19 protein-coding genes are annotated in these 18331 nt (G+C 63.8%); 12 read left to right on the top strand and 7 right to left on the bottom strand.

Annotated features, from left to right (window positions below):
* Positions 1–4: 4 nt before the first annotated feature.
* Both ACWBU6_RS01185 and ACWBU6_RS01180 read right to left on the bottom strand, forming a co-directional pair.
* The gene (locus ACWBU6_RS01185) at positions 5–1633 is read right to left on the bottom strand and encodes a carboxyl transferase domain-containing protein (protein ID WP_452649639.1); all 1629 of its coding nucleotides are present in this window, start codon (positions 1631–1633) and stop codon (positions 5–7) included.
* Complete coding sequence (locus ACWBU6_RS01180; protein ID WP_452649638.1) at positions 1630–2058, bottom strand: YchJ family protein; 429 nt, start codon at positions 2056–2058, stop codon at positions 1630–1632. Before ACWBU6_RS01180 ends, ACWBU6_RS01185 begins: the two co-directional genes overlap by 4 nt.
* A gap of 204 nt (positions 2059–2262) precedes the next feature.
* Here ACWBU6_RS01180 and ACWBU6_RS01175 point away from each other — a divergent pair, with 204 nt between their 5' ends.
* From ACWBU6_RS01175 to ACWBU6_RS01165, 3 genes are read left to right on the top strand one after another with little or no spacing between them, the layout of a single operon-like run.
* On the top strand, positions 2263–2670 hold the full coding sequence (locus ACWBU6_RS01175; RefSeq protein ID WP_452647071.1) for a PEP-CTERM sorting domain-containing protein: 408 nt from the start codon (positions 2263–2265) through the stop codon (positions 2668–2670).
* Positions 2671–2708: 38 nt separating this feature from the next.
* Positions 2709–3254, top strand: coding sequence for an RNA 2'-phosphotransferase (locus ACWBU6_RS01170; RefSeq protein WP_452647070.1), 546 nt, complete (start codon positions 2709–2711; stop codon positions 3252–3254).
* Positions 3244–3702 carry a DUF6714 family protein gene (locus tag ACWBU6_RS01165; protein WP_452647069.1) on the top strand — a complete coding sequence of 153 codons (459 nt, stop codon included), beginning with the start codon at positions 3244–3246 and terminating at the stop codon, positions 3700–3702. Before ACWBU6_RS01170 ends, ACWBU6_RS01165 begins: the two co-directional genes overlap by 11 nt.
* Here the strand turns inward: ACWBU6_RS01165 and ACWBU6_RS01160 are convergent.
* Positions 3690–4943, bottom strand: coding sequence for a D-amino acid dehydrogenase (locus ACWBU6_RS01160; RefSeq protein ID WP_452647068.1), 1254 nt, complete (start codon positions 4941–4943; stop codon positions 3690–3692). The two genes, ACWBU6_RS01165 and ACWBU6_RS01160, sit on opposite strands and share 13 nt — an antisense overlap.
* 74 nt (positions 4944–5017) lie before the next feature.
* Entirely contained in the window at positions 5018–6313 is a 1296-nt protein-coding gene (locus tag ACWBU6_RS01155; RefSeq protein ID WP_452647067.1) for a serine hydrolase domain-containing protein, read from the bottom strand.
* A 161-nt stretch (positions 6314–6474) separates the two neighbouring features.
* On the opposite strand from ACWBU6_RS01155, the gene ACWBU6_RS01150 reads away from it, so the two are divergent.
* The 9 genes from ACWBU6_RS01150 to ACWBU6_RS01110 all read left to right on the top strand — a co-directional run bounded on the left by ACWBU6_RS01150 (position 6475) and on the right by ACWBU6_RS01110 (position 15041).
* Entirely contained in the window at positions 6475–7215 is a 741-nt protein-coding gene (locus ACWBU6_RS01150) for a GntR family transcriptional regulator (RefSeq protein ID WP_452647066.1), read from the top strand.
* Positions 7216–7282: 67 nt separating this feature from the next.
* Positions 7283–8164 carry an N-acetylmuramic acid 6-phosphate etherase gene (gene murQ, locus ACWBU6_RS01145; RefSeq protein ID WP_452647065.1) on the top strand — a complete coding sequence of 294 codons (882 nt, stop codon included), beginning with the start codon at positions 7283–7285 and terminating at the stop codon, positions 8162–8164.
* 40 nt (positions 8165–8204) lie between these two features.
* Entirely contained in the window at positions 8205–9470 is a 1266-nt protein-coding gene (locus tag ACWBU6_RS01140) for an MFS transporter (protein ID WP_452647064.1), read from the top strand.
* Between the two features lie 36 nt (positions 9471–9506).
* Complete coding sequence (locus tag ACWBU6_RS01135; protein ID WP_452647063.1) at positions 9507–11171, top strand: glycoside hydrolase family 10 protein; 1665 nt, start codon at positions 9507–9509, stop codon at positions 11169–11171.
* A 70-nt stretch (positions 11172–11241) separates the two neighbouring features.
* Entirely contained in the window at positions 11242–12159 is a 918-nt protein-coding gene (locus ACWBU6_RS01130) for an N-acetylglucosamine kinase (protein WP_452647062.1), read from the top strand.
* A 7-nt stretch (positions 12160–12166) separates the two neighbouring features.
* Positions 12167–12958, top strand: a complete 792-nt coding sequence (locus tag ACWBU6_RS01125) for an N-acetylmuramoyl-L-alanine amidase (protein ID WP_452647061.1) — start codon at positions 12167–12169, stop codon at positions 12956–12958.
* Positions 12959–13046: 88 nt separating this feature from the next.
* Complete coding sequence (locus tag ACWBU6_RS01120; protein ID WP_452647060.1) at positions 13047–13952, top strand: LysR family transcriptional regulator; 906 nt, start codon at positions 13047–13049, stop codon at positions 13950–13952.
* Positions 13949–14560, top strand: coding sequence for a M15 family metallopeptidase (locus tag ACWBU6_RS01115; protein ID WP_452647059.1), 612 nt, complete (start codon positions 13949–13951; stop codon positions 14558–14560). Before ACWBU6_RS01120 ends, ACWBU6_RS01115 begins: the two co-directional genes overlap by 4 nt.
* A 13-nt stretch (positions 14561–14573) precedes the next feature.
* Complete coding sequence (locus tag ACWBU6_RS01110; protein ID WP_452647058.1) at positions 14574–15041, top strand: hypothetical protein; 468 nt, start codon at positions 14574–14576, stop codon at positions 15039–15041.
* On the opposite strand, the gene ACWBU6_RS01105 is transcribed toward ACWBU6_RS01110, so the two are convergent.
* The 3 genes from ACWBU6_RS01105 to ACWBU6_RS01095 are packed head-to-tail and all read right to left on the bottom strand — an operon-like array spanning position 15036 to position 18314.
* Positions 15036–15551, bottom strand: coding sequence for a DUF2939 domain-containing protein (locus ACWBU6_RS01105; protein ID WP_452647057.1), 516 nt, complete (start codon positions 15549–15551; stop codon positions 15036–15038). The genes ACWBU6_RS01110 and ACWBU6_RS01105 overlap by 6 nt on opposite strands.
* Positions 15551–17065, bottom strand: a complete 1515-nt coding sequence (dacB, locus tag ACWBU6_RS01100) for a D-alanyl-D-alanine carboxypeptidase/D-alanyl-D-alanine endopeptidase (RefSeq protein ID WP_452647056.1) — start codon at positions 17063–17065, stop codon at positions 15551–15553. The genes ACWBU6_RS01105 and dacB overlap by 1 nt, the downstream gene beginning before the upstream one ends.
* Before the next feature lie 10 nt (positions 17066–17075).
* Positions 17076–18314 carry a nucleoside recognition domain-containing protein gene (locus ACWBU6_RS01095; RefSeq protein WP_452647055.1) on the bottom strand — a complete coding sequence of 413 codons (1239 nt, stop codon included), beginning with the start codon at positions 18312–18314 and terminating at the stop codon, positions 17076–17078.
* Positions 18315–18331: the final 17 nt, after the last annotated feature.

Genomic DNA, 18331 nt, shown 5'->3' with positions numbered 1-18331 from the left:
CTCCTTACATGCGGAATACGCCGAACCTGGTGTCCGGGATCGGCGCGTTGAGGGCGGCCGACAGGCCCAGGCCCAGCACCATGCGGGTGTCGGCCGGATCGATCACGCCATCGTCCCACAGGCGCGCGGAGGCGTAGTAAGGATGGCCCTGCACTTCGTACTGCTCTTTGATCGGCTGCTTGAAGGCCGCTTCCTCCTCGGCGCTCCAGCTGCCGCCTTTGGCTTCGATGCCGTCGCGCTTGACGGTCGCCAGCACGCCTGCCGCCTGCTCGCCGCCCATCACGGAAATGCGCGCGTTAGGCCACATCCACAACATGCGCGGCGAATAGGCGCGGCCGCACATGCCATAGTTGCCGGCGCCGAAGGAGCCGCCGATGATCACCGTGAATTTCGGCACGGAGGCGGTGGCGACAGCCGTCACCATCTTGGCGCCATTACGGGCGATGCCTTCATTCTCATACTTGCGGCCGACCATGAAGCCGGTGATGTTCTGCAGGAAGACCAGCGGGATCTTGCGCTGGCAGCACAGTTCGATGAAGTGGGTGCCTTTCAGCGCCGACTCCGAGAACAGGATGCCGTTGTTGGCGATGATGCCGACCTTCATGCCGTAGATATGGGCGAAGCCGCACACCAGGGTGGTGCCGTAGCGCGCCTTGAATTCATCGAACTCGGAACCGTCGACAATGCGCGCGATCACTTCGCGGATATCGAAAGGCTTGCGGGTATCGACCGGGATCACGCCGTACAGTTCTTCCGGCGCGTACTTCGGCTCCACTGCTTCGCGCAGCACGCCCTGTTGCGGCTTCTGGCGGTTCAGGTTGGAGACGATGCTGCGCGCCATCGACAGCGCATGCATATCGTCCTTGGCCAGGTGGTCGGCCACGCCCGACAGGCGGGTGTGCACATCGCCGCCGCCCAGGTCTTCAGCCGATACCACCTCGCCGGTCGCCGCCTTCACCAGCGGCGGGCCGCCGAGGAAGATGGTGCCCTGTTCCTTGACGATGATCGACTCGTCCGACATGGCCGGCACGTAAGCGCCGCCGGCGGTGCAGGAACCCATCACCACCGCGATCTGCGGGATGCCCTTGGCCGACATATTGGCCTGGTTGAAGAAGATGCGGCCGAAGTGGTCGCGGTCAGGGAACACGTCGTCCTGGTTCGGCAGGTTGGCGCCGCCCGAATCCACCAGGTAGATGCACGGCAGGTTGTTCTGCTCCGCGATCTCCTGCGCGCGCAGGTGCTTTTTCACCGTCATCGGGTAGTAGGTGCCGCCCTTCACGGTGGCGTCGTTACAGACGATCACGCATTCCTGGCCGTTGACGCGGCCGATGCCGGTGATCACGCCCGCTGCCGGAGCGGCGTTGTCGTACATATCGAAAGCCGCCAGTTGCGAGAATTCGAGGAAGGGCGTGCCGGGATCGAGCAGCATCTGTACGCGGTCGCGCGGCAGCAGCTTGCCGCGTGCCACATGCTTGGCGCAGGCCGCCTCGCCGCCGCCTTGCGCCGCTTTCGCGACCTTGGCGCGCAGGTCGTCGACCAGGGCTTGCATGGCGTCGGCGTTGGCTTTGAAGTCCTCGCTGCGCGGATTGAGTTTGCTTTCGATATGCGGCATTGTCTCTTCCTCTTCTCTTATTCTGGAAATTCGCCGTCGACGTAAAACCAGCGCAGGCCGCCCTCGCCCGGTTCGCGCAGGAAGCGGCTCAGCTCATGCAGGCGCTGGCCGCGGCCATTCACGCGCAGGCGGGCGACGAACTCGACAAAATCCTCGTTCGGCCGGGCTTCTGCTTTACGTTGACGTAAACGTAAAGCAGATTTTACCTCAAGTCCCAGCCATTGGAGCTTTTCGTCCGGGTTAATAATTGGCTCGGCCGGGCGGGTACTTGCATGCCATGTCGACAATAAATACGGCTCGTTCCGCAGCGTATAGGCGGCATACCGCGAGCGCATCAGCTGCTCAGCCGTCTGCGGCAGGGCTTTCCCTTCGATAAAAGGGCCGCAGCAAGCCTCAAAAGAAGGACCGCCGCATGGGCAGCCGACAGGGGTCTTGGATTTGGACATCCCGCCATTATCCGCCATATCGCCGGCCGGCGTGACTTTCGGGGCAGGCGCGGCCAAACGCTCCCGCGGCAGTCTCGCGTCGCCATTCTTTACGCCTGGCCTGGACGGAGCGGGAGGAGCTTGCTGAATCAGGCACTTAGCCGCAGGTATGGTTAATGCATCGTCAAGCTTGAAATAGTCGCCAACCCGATCTGGAGCGCAAAAATGAAAGCTGATGCCGTGGTCAAGACTTGTCTGCTGGCCTGCGCTGTCCTGGCAGCAGGGCCGGCGCTGGCGGAGCCCATCATATCGACACCGTCGCCCTATACCGTCAACAGTATCCATTTCAGCTACATGAACTACAGCCAGCCGCCGGCGTCCTATTTCCATCGCAGGCCGCCGCCTTTCAGGGGCTTGCCGCCGCCCTTGCCTGCGGCAGAGCCGCCAGCCGGCGCGCCGGGCCCGCAGTTGCCTCCGGCGCCAACCGGGCAAACCGGCACGCCCCCGCTCATCGAGCCTCCGGTCCAGTCGCCCGTGGTGGTGGCGGTGCCTGAGCCGGGGACGTTCGCATTGCTGGGCCTGGGCTTGGCCCTCCTGCTCCTGCGCGGCCGACAGTTCCGCCCTGCTGCATAGTAAAGAAAGTCGACAGTGCCAGGTGCTAACATGTCGGCATGAATGAAGTAAGCAAAAGCAAGTTCCTGAGCCTGGTCTTGCGCCACAAACCAGAACAAATCGGGCTCGTACTGGACCAAAATGGATGGGCGTCGATTGACGAACTGATTGCCCTTGCCCACGCGCGCGGGACTGACCTGAGCCGGCCCCAGATCGAATCCATCGTCGAAAACAACAACAAGAAGCGGTTCGCGATCAGTGCGGATGGCACGAAAATCCGGGCCAACCAGGGCCACTCCTTCGATATCGCGCTTGGCCTGCCACCTCAATCCCCGCCGGAGCGCCTGTACCACGGCACCGCCACGCGTTTCCTGGCTTCGATCCGCGAGAGCGGCCTGCATGCGGGTTCCCGCCAGCATGTACACCTCTCTTCCGACCTGGAAACTGCTGAAAAAGTAGGCAGCCGGCATGGAAAGCCTGCGGTCCTGACTGTGGAATCCGGCCAGATGGCACGCAATGGCCACCTGTTCTACCGTTCGGAAAACGGTGTCTGGCTGACCGAATCCGTGCCGGCAGCATACCTGCGGATGCACGATGCAGGCTGACGCGGATTTACTGCGCCAGATCGACGCCGCCTTCGGCGAGACGCCGCGGCCGGAGCATTTTACGGACTATACGCTTGGCGAGGAGTGTGCCGAACAGGACCAGCTCCTGCGCCAGCGCGATCGCTCGACGCTGGCGATTGAAGATGTCGGCAATATTTGCTGGCAGCCGATCAGCTTTTGTTCGCCGGCTGGCCTGGCCTACTATATGCCGGCGCTGGCGCGCCTGGCCATGGCGCCGCCAACCTGGGAGTACGGCTGGTATGGCGACACGCTGGAAATCCACCTGTCGTCCGCATCAAATTTCCGGGCATACTGCACACCGCTGCAGCGGACCGCCATCGCAGACCTCATCGATCATCTCAACTCTTCACGCGCTGCGCTGGAAGAACGCCAAACGGAGGACCAAACGATGAGGGAAACCAGCGCCTTCTGGCGTCACGCCTTGTAGCCCAGGCAGTCGAGCTCAAAAGGCGGCTCCTTGCCGCGCATCAGGGTTGCCAGCAGGCTGGCGCTGCCGCAGGCGAAGGTGAAGCCCAGCGGCCCGTGGCCGACGTTCAGCCACAGGTTGGGGTAAGGGGTGGGACCGATGATCGGAGCGCTGTTCGGGGTGGCCGGACGCAGGCCGGCCCATGCCTCTGCCTTGTCGTAGTCGGCGGCATTCGGCATCGATTCGCGCGCCTGGCGTGACAGGCTGGCGATGCGGCGGCGGTCGATGCGCGTGCTTTCGCCCACCATGTCGACCATGGCAGCAATGCGCAGCTCATTCCCGATCCGGGCATACAGCGTCTTGCGCTCAAAGTCGGTCACGCTGATATTGGGCGCCACATGTTCATCGCGGATCGGCGCCGTCAGGCTGTAGCCCTTCAAGGGATACATGGGCAGGTCGAGGTTGGCCGTGGCGGCCAGGTCGCGGCTCTGGATGCCGGCGGCCAGCACGTAATGGTCGGCCGACAGCCAGCCGGCGTCGGTCTCGATCGCCGTTACCTTGCCATGTTCAACGAAGATGGTGCGCGCCGCCGTGTGCATGCAGCGCTCGAAGCGAGGGTGGGCGTGGATGCGCTTTTCCAGCGCCAGGCAGAAGGCATAGCAATCCGCCACCGCTTCGCCGGGATTGAAAATGCCGCCGGCCAGCCTGGGCGCCATCTGCGCCAGCGCCGGTTCGATGCGGGCCGTATCCCGGCCCCACAGCACGGCGCGGTTTTCATCGCTGTCGGGCTTGTCCAGCGCCGCCTTGAAGGCGCCTTCGCTGCGATACACCACCAGCTTGCCGGCATTGCGCCAGTTGAATTCCGACAGCGGCAATCTCAGTTCCAGCAGCGACAGGGACAGGCGGCTCAACTCGCCAAGCTGCAGCAGCTTGGCAGTCGTGCGGGCATTCACTTCCGCCTTGCAGTTGGCCACGAATTGGGCCATCCAGCGCCACTGGCGGTAATCGGCTTCGGGACGGAAGCGGAATGGGCCGTCGCGCTCGAACAGCCATTGCAGGGCCTTTTTGGGGACGCCCTCGTCGGCCAGCGGGGAGACGTAGCGATAGCTAAGCTGGCCGCCGTTGCGATAGCTTGCAGCACTGGCAACGGTCGGGGCGCGTTCGAGCAGCGTCACGCGGAAGCCTGCTTCCAGCAGCCACCACGCTGACGCCAGGCCGACTACGCCGCCGCCAACCACCACCACTTGCCGTGCTCTCGTCATTCAGTCTCCGGATTCCACAGGTAACAAAAGCGTAAGGGTCATGTTTCCATGTGGCAAATTAGGTATATTGTAGTTCAGTCGCCGCGGCCCAGGATGGCGCGTTGGTAAATTGCATCAAGGATCTTTTCTTCCGCACGAGTGTGCGCGGAATCCCGGCCGGGGTCGGCATCCGGGTCGCTGCCAAAGCCCCCGATCAGGGAGACGATGCCCTGCTTCTTTTCCAGGTCCACGGCAAAGGTCGAAACCAGACCATAAGCCTCACCCAGATGGCCGACCGCACGAAAGCGGCCGTCTTGCGGCATGCCGCCCATATTGCCCCGCACGTCGGCAAAGCGCTGCGCGCCCAGCCCCCAGCTATGGTAGAGCCCTTTCAGGGTAGCGCCATTGCTGCCATTAAAACGCCATTGCTCGCCGAACATCAGGGCCAGCGATGCCGGCTGGAGAATCTGCCGGCCGCGATGGCGGCCATTATTGATCAGCATGAGCATGACCTTGCCCATGTCGCCGGCCGACATGCGCATGCCGCCGGTCGGGCTGAACGGCGTGGCATTGGTGCCGACCGCATAGTTGCCGAGGCCTGGCGGCGCCTGCGGCGCGGTCACGCCGAAATCGTCGACCTGGGCAATCCAGGGCCCTTTGCTGTCCCAGGTTTCGCTGTCGCGCGCACGGCGGCGGTACAGCGTGGCGGTATCGGCTACTTCCTTGCGGCTGAATTCGGCAGGGTTGTAGCCGCCGCGCAGTCCCATCGGCGCCAGCAGCAAGCGCTGCATCAGGCGGTCGAAACGCTCGCCCGTGACACGCTCCATGACGGTCCCGATAACCGCCCAGTTCAGGTTGGCGTAGGCGAAATATTGGCCGGGTTCGCCATCGCGCCCCCACATCTTCCCTGCCGGGACCAGCACCTCGCGCAAGGCCGTGCCGGCGGGCCAGGCGTAACCGCCGTCATCGCGCAGCGTCGACGTGTGGCTCAGCAAATGGCGCAGCGTGATCGCGTGCGCGGGATAGGCTGGGTTGCGCAGCGCAAAGCCCAGGTACTCGCTGACGTCGGTATCGAGCCTGAGCTTGCCTTCTTCGACCAGCATCATCGCGCCGAAGGTGGTCATCATTTTGGAGATGGATGCAATGCGGAACATGGTCTGCGGCGTCACCGGCGCGGTGTCGCCGCTGCCTGCCGTATCAAGCCGGCGCAAGCCAAATTGTTGTTGATAAACCACCTTGCCGTCGCGGATCGCCAGCACCGACAGGCCCGCGAGCGGCCGCTGCGCATCGCTGACGATGGCCGCAAGTTCCGCATCCAGCTTGCTGGCCGCCGCGCAGCCGATGCGGCCTGCCAGTATGACGCCGATCAAGGCGCGCCTCCTTTGTTGCATGCATCCTCCGTTTGCCAACAGCATACGGTGCGCTCCTTTCGGCCTGCTAATGAAAACTGATTATCTGCCTATAACCCCGGTGTATCGGCCGTTAAACCTAAATGAAAAGAGCAGCGTGATTTCTCTTTCGCTATTACACTAGCAGCTATAGGAGAAATGTAATGAGCCTCACCAGCGTTGAATTCAAACCAGATCAACAAGACAATTCGCCGCTGTACATGCAGATTGCCCGCAAGTTGAGCGACGATGTTCGAAACGGACGCTACCAGGTTGACCAGGCGCTTCCTTCCGAACGGACCCTCTCGGAATTGCTGAATGTTTCGCGCGTCACCGCCCGCAAAGCCATCGACCAGCTGGTCGACCAGGGCCTGGTAGTGCGCCGCCGCGGTTCGGGCAACTACATCGCACCGCGCATCGAACAACCGCTGTCGAACCTGACCAGCTTCTCGGAACAACTCTCGCAGCGCGGCTACAAGCCGGGTTCGCGCTGGCTCAAGCGCGCGATTGTCGCGGCCAGCGCCGACGAACAGCTTAGCCTGGGCTTGTCGCCGAATACCCGCGTGGCGCGCCTGGAACGCTTGCGCCTGGCCGATGACGTGGTGATGGCCTATGAAGTGTCGGTACTGCCGCAAACCATCGTTCCCGATCCGGAGCTGATCGGCGATTCGCTTTACCAATACCTGGACTCGGTCGGCAAGGGACCCGCCCGCGCGCTGCAGCACATACGCGCCATGAATGCTTCCGCTGAACTGGCGCGCCAGCTTGAAGTGCCGGAAGGCCAGGCCGTATTGTTTATTACCCGCATCGCCTATCTTGAGTCGGGCCAGGCGATCGAGCTCACGCATTCCTACTGCCGCAGCGACCATTACGACTTCGTGGCGGAAATGCGCCGGGCCGCATAAGCTGGGAGCATGGCTGCCGCAAGTCCCGTCATGGGCTGGCCCGGCGATTTGGCATTACACTCGATCTATGCTGAAGACCGAAACGCCCAGTTCCCGGCATCGCGAGCTGGACCAATATCCCACCGAGCAGCTGGTCGCTGCCTTTGCCGATGACCAGCTCGATGCGGTGCAAGCCGTGCGCGCCGCTATCCCCGCTATCGCCCGGGCCGTCGATGCCGCCGTACCCCGCATCGAAGCCGGCGGGCGCCTGCTGTATATCGGCGCCGGTACTTCGGGCCGGCTCGGCGTGCTCGACAGCGTCGAACTCCATCCCACCTTCTCCTGGCCGTACGAGCGTGCCGTTGCCATTCTCGCCGGCGGCACGGAAGCCATGTTCAGGGCGGTGGAGGGAGCGGAAGATGACCGTGAACAGGGCGCGCGCGATCTGCTGGCTTTGGAGCCGGGCCAGCATGACGTCGTGCTGGCGCTGGCCGCATCCGGTACCACGCCTTATGTGCTGGGTGCTGTGCGGGCCGCGCGCAGTTCGGGCGCCCTGACCGTCGGCATTGCCAACAATCCCGGCTCGCCCGTGACGCAGGAAGCGGAAATCGGCATCACCCTCGACACTGGCCACGAGATTATCTCCGGCAGCACGCGGCTGAAAGCGGGGACTTCGCAAAAGATCGTGCTGAACACGATTTCCAGCGCCATCATGGTGCGCCTGAACAAGGTTTATGGAAACTTGATGGTAGACTTGAAGCCGACCAATGCGAAGCTGTTCGCGCGCACGGTGCGGCTGACCATGCACGCCACCGGTGCCGATGAAGCGGCAGCCCGCACAGCGCTGGAACAGTGCGGCTTCCACGTCAAGGTGGCGGTGGTCGCCCTGTTAAAGAAAACCACGGTACAACAGGCGGCAGGCTTGCTGGACCAGGCCAGGGGCAGCGTGCGCGGCGCACTTACCATTTGATCCGCCCTGCGCTCGTCTCCGGCCGATCAGAAAGGACGTAATGGATCGAGCGCAGCAACGCAGCCCCTGGGGCTGGGTCCCGACACTGTATTTCAACCAGGGTATTCCCTACTTTGTGGTCATGGCCTTGTCCACGGCCATGTACAAAGACCTTGGCATCTCCAACACGGAAATGGCGTTTTACACCGGCTGGCTTTATCTGCCGTGGGTGATCAAGCCGCTGTGGTCGCCCCTGATTGAAATGTTCGGCACCAAGCGTTCATGGGTCGCCATCCTGCAAATGGTGCTGGGCGTGTCGTTGGCCGCCGTCGCGTTCACGCTGCCGCTATCGAATTTTTTCCAGCTTAGCCTGGGAGTGATGTGGCTGATGGCGTTCAGCTCCGCCACCCACGATATCGCCGCGGACGGCTTCTACATGCTTGGCCTGCGCCAGAAGCAGCAGGCGGAGTTCGTCGGCGTGCGCAGCACTTTCTATCGTGCGGCCAACGTGGCCTGCAATGGCGGCCTGCTGTTCCTGGCGGGGGAAATCATCAAGTATCACGGCAACCCGCACATGGCCTGGGCGATCACTTTCGGTGTGACCGCGGCGGTGTTCCTGGCGCTGGCGATCTACCACTTCTTCGTGCTGCCAAGGCCGGCGGAAGATGCGCCTGCCAAGCATTCCTCGGCGCCGATGCGGGAGTTCTTCTCGACCTTCGCTGCCTTCTTCCGCAAGGATGGCATTGTCGTCATCCTGCTGTTCCTGCTGCTGTTCCGCCTCGGCGAGTCGCAGTTGCTGAAGATGGTGGTGCCCTTCCTGAAGGACCCGCTGGAAAAAGGCGGCCTTGGCATGAGCACGGCGGACGTGGGGATCGCATATGGCACGATCGGCATCATCGGCCTGATCCTCGGCGGCCTGGCGGGCGGCTGGCTGATCGGGCGCTTCGGCCTCAAGCGCTGCCTGTGGCCTTTCGCGGTTGCGATCCATATTCCCGACCTCATTTTCGTCTACCTGTCGCAGGCCCAGCCCCAGGACTTCGCCTGGATCTCGGCTTGCCTGGCGGTGGAGCAGTTCGGCTATGGCCTCGGCTTCACCTCGTTCATGATGTACATGATCATGGTCAGCCAGGGCGAGCATAAGACGGCGCATTACTCGATCTGCACCGGCTTCATGGCACTTGGCATGATGCTGCCGCAGATGGCCAGCGGTGCGATCCAGGAATATCTAGGCTACCAGCACTTCTTTATTTATGTCTGCACGGCAACCATACCGGCCTTCATCATGACCGCCCTGATCAAGATAGATCCGGAGTTTGGCCGGGAATAGGTAGAATACGTCTCCTGCTGAAGTGAGGATAAGGTTTTGGCTTTTAATGCGAAAAGGCGGCTCACCATAGCCGCCGCCGCGGCCGGCGTGGCCGCATTAATGGGGGCGTGTTCGTCGACGCCGACCGTGCCAGCCGCCGGCCAAGCTGCGGCGCCACCCACAGGTGGCGGCGGCGGCAATCCGCCGCCGCCGGCCGCTGGCGCAGCTGCTGCACCGGTGCCGCAGCGCATTACCGGCGAGCAGCCGCCTGCGGCACCGCGCGAATTCCGTGCCGCCTGGGTGTCGACCGTCGCCAATATCGACTGGCCAAGCCGCAGCAACCTGCCCCCGGCGCGCCAGCAGGCGGAAGCCCTCGCCATCCTCGACCGCGCCAAGTCGCTGCATCTGAACGCCATCGTGCTGCAGGTGCGCCCCAGCGCCGATGCCATTTACCCGTCCCGGATTGAACCGTGGTCCGAATTCCTGACCGGCCAGCAGGGCAAGGCCCCTGAACCGGCCTGGGACCCGCTGGCGTTCTGGATCACGCAGGCGCATGCGCGCGGGCTGGAGCTGCACGCCTGGTTCAACCCATACCGTGCCCGCCATTCCGCCGCCCGCACGCCGAACGCACGTGAACATGTCGCCAACACCAGGCCGCAGGTGGTGCGCCAGTACGGCAAATTCCAGTGGATGGACCCGGGCGAGGAAGCGGCCGCCCAGCAAACGCTGGAGGTGATCCTGGACGTGGTGCGCCGTTACGACATCGACGGCGTCCACATCGACGACTATTTCTACCCTTACCCGATCGAAGCACCCGGCGCCAACGGCGGCGAGGCGGCGCTGGATGCGCCATCGAACGGCAGCAAGCCCGAGCTGGACTTCCCCGACAGCGCGCCCTACCAGCGTTACCTGCAGGGCGGCGGCACCCTGGACCGCGCCAGCTGGCGCCGCCAGAACGTCAACCAGTTGATCGAAACGATTTACACCGGTATTCACAAGGAAAAATCCTGGGTGCGCTTCGGCATCAGTCCCTTCGGCATCGGCCGCCCCGACCGGCGCCCGCCCGGCATCCAGGGCTTCAGCCAGTACGACAAGCTGTACGCCGATGCCGAACTGTGGCTGCAGAACGGCTGGCTCGATTACCTGGCCCCGCAGCTTTACTGGCCAATTGCCCAGCAGCCGCAAGCCTTCCCCGTGCTGCTCGATTACTGGCTGGGGCAGAACAAGCGCGGCCGCCATATCTGGCCCGGCCTGTACACCAGCCGCATCGACGACAGCAGCAAGTCCTTCAGCGCAGACGAAATCGTGCAGCAGGTCGGCGTCATGCGCAGCCGCGGAAATGCCAATGGCCACATCCATTTCAGCATCGCGGCCCTGATGCAAAACCGTAAAGGCGTGAGCGACCATTTGAAAGCCACCAGCTACCAGGGACCGGCCCTGGTGCCCGCCTCTCCCTGGCTGGGCAGCGAAGCGCCACCGGCGCCGATGGTGTCGGTCAAGCGCCATGCCAGCGGCCTGGCAGTCGCCTTGGCCAACGCCGGCCGTGCCACCCATCATGCGATCTGGGCGCGCTACGGCGAGGAGTGGCGTTTCAATGTCGTTCCCGCCGGCCGCAGCGAGGTGGTGCTGACCGACGATAACGGCGTGCCCGCCCGTAGCGTGGTGGTGTCGGCGGTCGATTGCTTAGGTAACGAAAGTCCACGAGTTTCCGCTGCCTTATAACTTTTTGGAATGAGTGTCGAACACGCTTTCATGCAAAGATGTCAGCGATTCAACGTACACTCGACAGATCATGGGCAAACCTGACACCGATCGTACCTTAGGGCTGGGAATCGATGCTGGCGGCACGGAAACACGCTGGGCGCTGGCCGACCCGGCAGGCGAGATCGTGGCCGAAGGCACGGTCGCCGGACTGTCCGCCCTGATGATGGCCAAGCCGGCCGGGCGCGAACTGGTCCATGCGACCTTCAGCCAACTGGCGCAGGAGGTGCTGGAAGCCGGCAAGCCGCTGCGCGTCTGCGCCGGGTTGACCGGATTCGGCGGCGACGGCAATGTGCTGCTGGACTGGCTGTCCAGCCTGCTCGGCGTGCGCCTGGACGCCATTACCCTCTGCAACGATATCGAAGTGGCCTACCTGGACGCTTTTGAGCCCGGCCAGGGCTACCTGGTGTACGCCGGCACCGGTTCGATTGCCGCCTTTATCGACGAACAGGGCGAATTCCACCGGGCCGGCGGCCGCGGCGTCATGCTGGACGATGCCGGCGGCGGTTTCTGGATCGCCCGCGAAGCAATGCGCCGCATCTGGCGCGGCGAGGACGAGCAGCCCGGCGCCTGGGAAGAGTCGCCGATGGCTCATGCGGTGTTCGATCATGTTGGCGGCAGCGACTGGACCTTCTCGCGCAATTTCATGTACACCCAGGAGCGCGGCGCCATCGGCAAGCTGGCGCTGGCCGTTGCCATGAGCGCCGGCGCCGACCCGGCTGCCCGCCACATCCTGCTGCAGGCCGGGCGCGAACTGGCCAGGCTGGCATTGGCGCTGGTCACGCGCTTTGGCGAGCGGCCCATTGTCCTGTCCGGGCGCGCCGCCGAACTGCACCCCCTGATATTCGAAGCCATGCGCGCCGACTTGCCGCCCGGCTTCCATTTGCAAAAACGCACGGCCAGGCCGCATCATGCCGCTGCCAGGATGGCCGCCCGGCCCCGCAACTAAGGAAACTATGAAAAAACTGCTGCTTGCTTCCCTGATCGTCCTGCTCACCGGTTGCGCTGCTCCGCTGCCGAACATCGACCATTCGCTGACGTCCAAGGGGCAGAGCAGCCGCGTGCGCTTTGTGGTGCTCCACTACACCGTGGCCGACCTGCCGCTGTCGATCAAACTGCTGACCGAAAAGGAGGTGAGTGCCCACTACCTCGTAACCGACGAGAATGAGCCGCGGGTCTACGCCCTGGTCGACGAAAACCGCGCCGCCTGGCACGCCGGCCTGAGCAGCTGGAAAAACTACACGGCGCTCAACCACAGCTCGATCGGCATCGAAATCGTCAACCCCGGCTTCAAGGACATGCCCGACGGCCGCCACTGGTACGGCTTCACCGACCGCCAGATGGACCAGCTGGTTGCCCTGCTCAAGCAGATCAAGGAGCGCCACCAGATCGCGCCGGAAAACTTCCTCGGCCACGCCGACATCGCACCGCAGCGCAAGCAGGACCCGGGCCCCTTGTTCCCGTGGAAGCGCCTGGCCGACGAAGGCCTGATCGCCTGGCCGGATGCCAACGCCGTGGCTGCCGCGCGCCCGCAATACGAGGCCCAGCTGCCGGACATCGCCTGGTTCCAGCAAAAGCTGGCCCTGCACGGCTACGCCACGCCGCAGACCGGCCTGCTGGATCCGGAAACCCACAATGTGCTGGTGACCTTCCAGGCCAAGTACCGCAACAGCAAATGGGACGGCGTGCCGGACGCCGAATCCGCCGCCATCCTCGACGTGCTGACCGCGCCCAAGCCCAAACAGTAAGGCGGTTTGCACGGCCGCCGGCTTTCCCCTATCCTGCCAACATGCTGCGGGCGAGGGACTGCAGCGCCGAGGAAGAGGAACCAGGACCATGCGGCTGCGCCACATCGAAGTTTTCCACGCCATCATGCAGGTCGGCACCATCAGCGGCGCGGCCCAGGTGCTGCATATCTCGCAGCCGGCCGTGACCAAGGTGCTGCAGCACGCCGAACTGCAACTGGGCATGCCGCTGTTCGAACGCGTGCGCGGCAAGCTGTACCCGAAGCCGGAAGCGCACCGCCTGTTTGCCGAAACCGAGAAACTGCACCGCGACCTGCAGGGCATCCGTCGCCTGGCAGCCAGCCTGAAAGGCCGCGCCGTCGAAACCGTGCGGCTGGTGTCGACGCCGACCATCGCCATCAGCGTGCTGCCGCAGGCAATGCGCGAGTGGCGCAAGGAATTCCCCGACACCCGCTGCGAACTGGCCACCCACCACACCTCCGAGATCGTCAACACGCTGCGCCTGGGCGAAGCGGACATGGCGCTGTCGCTGCAGGACCCGCGCCACCCCGGCATCGTCGCCGAGCCGATCGCGCAAGGCGTGATGACGGTGATCGCACCGGCCGGCACCTGGGGCTGTGACGAAGCCGGCTTGCCGCTGACGGCGGAAGGCCTGAGCGGTGAACTGATCGGACATGCCGACAACGATCCGCTGGGCGAGATGATCGTGGCTGCCTGCGAGGCGCAGGGCATGCAGCCCAACTTCCGTACCACGGTGCAGACGTACCAGATTGCCCGCTCGCTGGTGGAAGCCGGCGCTGGACTGGCCGTGGTCGACCCGTTTACGGCCGCTTCGGCCGACCCGGCCAAAGTCCAGAAGCGCCAATGGGCGCCGGCCATTCCGATCCACCTATTCCTGCTGACGAACAGCCACGCGCCGCTGTCGCACGGCGCCCGCCAACTGGCCCGTTCCATCGCCGGCATGGCGCGTGCCTGTCTCGAACAAGGACAGCAATGAGCCACACCATCCGCAGCGAAGACGTTCCCGGCAATCCGGATTTCCGCCACCTGCACACCATCGCCGGTATCGCTATAGACCTGCGTTACGCCGGTGTGGACAACTTCGTCGGCCGGGACCTGTATTCGCCGCTCGACTGCGCCTGGCTGCACCGCGAGGCGGCTGCCGCCATCGAGCGCGTTGTGGGCTACATGGCACGAAGGGCGCCCGGCCACACGCCGCTGCTGCTCGATGCCCTGCGCCCGCACCGGGTGCAGGAACAGCTGTGGGATGCACTGGCCGGCACCAGCTTGCAGATGTACCTGGCGCCGCCGGAACGCGGCTCGATCCATTCCTTCGGCATGGCAGTCGACATCACGATCCTCGATCCATCCGGACAGGAGCTCGACATGGGAACGGACTTCGACGACATGACGGAAATGTCCCATCCCGTTCTCGAAGCGCGGCACCTCGCCAGCGGCGAGCTGAGCGCCGCGCAGGTCGCCAACCGCCAGCTGCTGCGCGATGCGATGCTCCAGGCAGGCTTCGCAGGCATCAACAGCGAATGGTGGCATTTCGACTGCGGCGACCGCGTACTGGTGCGCCGTGATTACACGAAAGTCTTATAAGGAGACACCCGCCATGCAGCAGCCCTGGTCTGCCACACGAGCAATCCTGACTGGCGGCGCGCTGGCCGGTTTGCTGGACATCCTGTTTGCGATTGGCTTCGCCGGCTATCACGGCATGCCGCCGGAACGGCTGCTGCAAGTGGTGGCGAGCGGCGCGCTGGGAAAGGCGGCCTTCACCGGCGGCGCACCTGCCGCCGCATTCGGCCTGGCATGCCATTTCGCCCTGAGTTTTGCGTGGATGGCGACCTTTTTCTTCGCGGCCTGCCGCATGCCTGCGCTGGCGCGCAAGCCGCTGCCGGCGGCGGTCGGCTACGGCCTGCTGGTGTTTCTCGCGATGCGGCTGGTAGTACTGCCGCTGTCGGCGTTTCCGCGTCCGGTGACGTTCAACGCCTTCTCATGGGGCATGGACCTCATGTCGCATATCTTCCTGTTCGGCCTTCCGATCGTTTGGGCGACGCGCAAGGTGCTGCGTGCATCATAAGCGGAGCTCGGACAGCTTCCAGTCCGCAAAGCCATTGCGGACAAAGACCAGCGCGATCTTGTCGTTGCGGACGATGTAGCGGTTGACGCCTTCGCGCTCGGCCACCCACTTCGGCTTCGCCTCGCCGGACGACGGCTCTTCGCCGGTTTCGCGCCCGGACTCGCGCGCGCCGCGGTCTTCCTGACGCCCATCGCGCTTCTTCGCGAAGTCGCCATGCTCCAGCACAAACATCACCGCCTCCGGTCGCACCAGCGCGTCCACCACAACGCCGCCAAGCAGCCGCCCAAAGCCACTGAACACATCGTCGCTCGGCTTGCCGGCTATGCCATCCTTCATGTTTTCGCGCAGCGCCGGGAAATCGACGTGGCTATTGAAAGCTTCCACGTCATGCACGCGTACCGCTTCCTTCATCTGGCGAACAACGAGCAGCGGCGACCAGTACCAATATGCCGCGACCGCGACGACCATCCCCAGAATTGCGGTAGAAACGCCTTTACTTTGCCGTGCCATTACTGCTGTCCTCCGATGCGTGCAACCCAGTCGATCATCCCGTTTACGATGGCGCGGCCATTACCATTGCCGGCGCGGTCATGGTTGACCATGACGACCACAATGCATTGCTGGCCATTGGCGTCCGGGACGTAGCCGGCGATTGCGGTGACATTCTTGAGGCTTCCTGTCTTCACGCGTGCTCGCATGGCGGCGGGGCTATCCTTCAACTGGCGCCTCATGGTGCCGTCAATGGCGGCAATGGGCAGGCTGGTGAGAAACTCCGGAGCCCACAGCGACTGTTGCCCCGCTTTCAGCAAGCCAGCCATCTGTTCGGGGCTGAAGCGCTCGATGCGCGACAGGCCGGAGCCATTTTCGAACACCATGCCGGCATCGTCGATGCCACGGGCGCGCAGCCAGTTGCGGATCACCATTTCCGCGCGGGCGTTGGTGCTCATCGGTGCTGGCGCTGCCTCCGCGCCGCCCGGGACTTCCATCGGCGCCGCATCGGGCAGGGGACGGCTGCCTTGCACAGGGTCGGCCTGCAGGCTGCCCAGGCTCAGGAAGATCGTGCGCGCCAGACCGTTGTCGGAGAGCTTGTTCGTGTCGCGGATCATCTCGGGCAGCGAGCGGCTGACATGCTCGGCCAGCAGCGTTGATGCACCGCTGCTGAAGGCGCGCGACTGCTCGGCGGAGGCTTCGAACGCCTGGCCGTTGAACTGGCCGCCAAGACGCTCCCACGTCGCACGGAACAGCCGCTCGGCGTAATCCGTGCGGTCCAGTATGTTGATCACATTGGTCTTGCTGCAGTTGCGGGGGAAGGTGCCTTTCAGCACCACGGTCAGGTGCGAGCCCTCGCGTACGTACTCTGGGATCTTCCAGCCGTCCTCCCATCTGGCGCAGTCGCGGTCGACCAGCGTCAACTCTGAACGCACGCGCACTTTGTCCAGCTCAGGCAGGACGCTGGCCTTGATTGATCTCGCGTCCGCGCTGATATCGAGCGTCTGCAGGTTCATGTTGAGCAGCAGCGCATCGGGAATCAGGTTGTAGTAGGCCTCGGGCGATTCATCGAACGGCGGCGCGCCGGCATCGGCACGGGCGGGTTGCCAGAGCTGACGGTCCAGCACCAGGTTGCCGTCGATCTGGCGGATGCCCCTGGTGCGCAGCTTTTCCAGCATGTGGGTGAAGGCATCGGCGGTGAAGTCGCCGTCGGCACCGCCGCGCAGCACCAGGTCGCCGTGCAGCACACCGTCCACCGCATTGCCGGCGGTACGCAACTCCGTGCGGCCGCGGAACTGCGGGCCGAGCACTTCCAGGCCCACCAGGGTGGTGAACAGCTTCATGGTCGAAGCAGCGGTGAACGTGCGCGCGGCTTCGTGCGAAACCAGCACCTGGTCGCCGCGCAGTACGACTGCGCCGATGGCAGTTTGCGGGATGCCCTTTTCCGCAGCGAGAACGGCGATCGGTTCCGGCAGCGCCGCGCAGGCAGCCGTGCCGAAAGCAGCGAACAGGGTCGCGAGAAGCATACGGCGCATCGTTGAGTCCTTAACCGAAAAAGACGTAGGCTACAGCAATCGCGGTCAGGACCCCCGCGAGATCCGCAATCAGGCCGGCGGAAATCGCGTAGCGTGTCTTGCGGATGCCGACCGAGCCGAAGTACAGCGCCACGATGTAGAAAGTGGTATCCGCCGAACCCTGGAAGATGCAGGCCAGGCGGCCGACGAAGGAATCCGGGCCGTAGGTTGTCATCGCATCGATCATCATGGCGCGCGAGCCGGAACCGCTGAAAGGCTTCATCAGCGCGGTCGGCAGCGCAGGGACGAAGTCGGTGCGCAGGCCCAATGCATTGAAGAGCCAATTGAAGCCATCCATCACCAGCCCGAACACGCCCGCATTGCGCAGCACGCTGATCGCCACCAGCATGCCGACCAGGTAAGGAATCACCGTCAGCGAAGTCTGGATCCCGCCTTTCGCGCCTTCAATGAAGGCTTCATACACGTTCACTTTCTTCATCAGGGCGCCGATGATGAAGGCGGCGATGATGGAAATCAGGATCAGGTTCGATGCCACTTTCGACACCACTTCGATCTGTTCGCGCGTCAGGAAAGCGGTGAAATACCAAATCAGCGCCGCGATGGCCGCCGTCATGCCGCCGATCCAACCCAGCAGCACGGGATCGAACAGGTTCAGGCGCTGGCGGATGCCGACCGCGATGATGCCGGTCATGGTCGCGGCGTAGGTGGCGATCAGGCAGGGAATGAAAATATCGGAGGGATCGGCGGCGCCGAGAATGGCGCGCTGCGCCATGATCGCCAGCGGAATCAGGGTCAGGCCGGAGGTGTGCAGCACCAGGAACATGATCTGGGCGTTGCTGGCCGTGTCCTTGTTCGGGTTCAGGGTCTGCAGGCTTTCCATCGCCTTCAGGCCGAACGGGGTGGCGGCGTTGTCGAGGCCCAGCAGGTTGGCCGAAAAGTTCATTACCATGTGGCCGGTGGCCGGATGGTCTTTCGGCACCTCCGGGAAGATGCGCGAGAAGAATGGGGAGATGATTTTCGCCAGCCAGCCGATGGCCCCGGCCTTTTCGCCCACGTTCATGATCCCTAGCCACAAGGTCATGACCCCGGCCAGCGGCAGCGCGATATCCATCACGCCCATCTTGGCGGATTCGAACGTGCCGTCGATGATCTTCTTGAAGATTTCCGTATCGCCCAGGAACAGCCATTGGATGATGGCGGCGGCGAAGCCTACGAGGAAAAACCCGGACCAGATGTAATTAAGGGACATGGACGTACTTCTTGTAG

The sequence above is a fragment of the Pseudoduganella sp. HUAS MS19 genome, assembly GCF_053615455.1.
The sequence above is the reverse complement of the archived record's forward strand: the minus strand, read 5'-3'. Positions and strand labels throughout refer to the sequence as shown.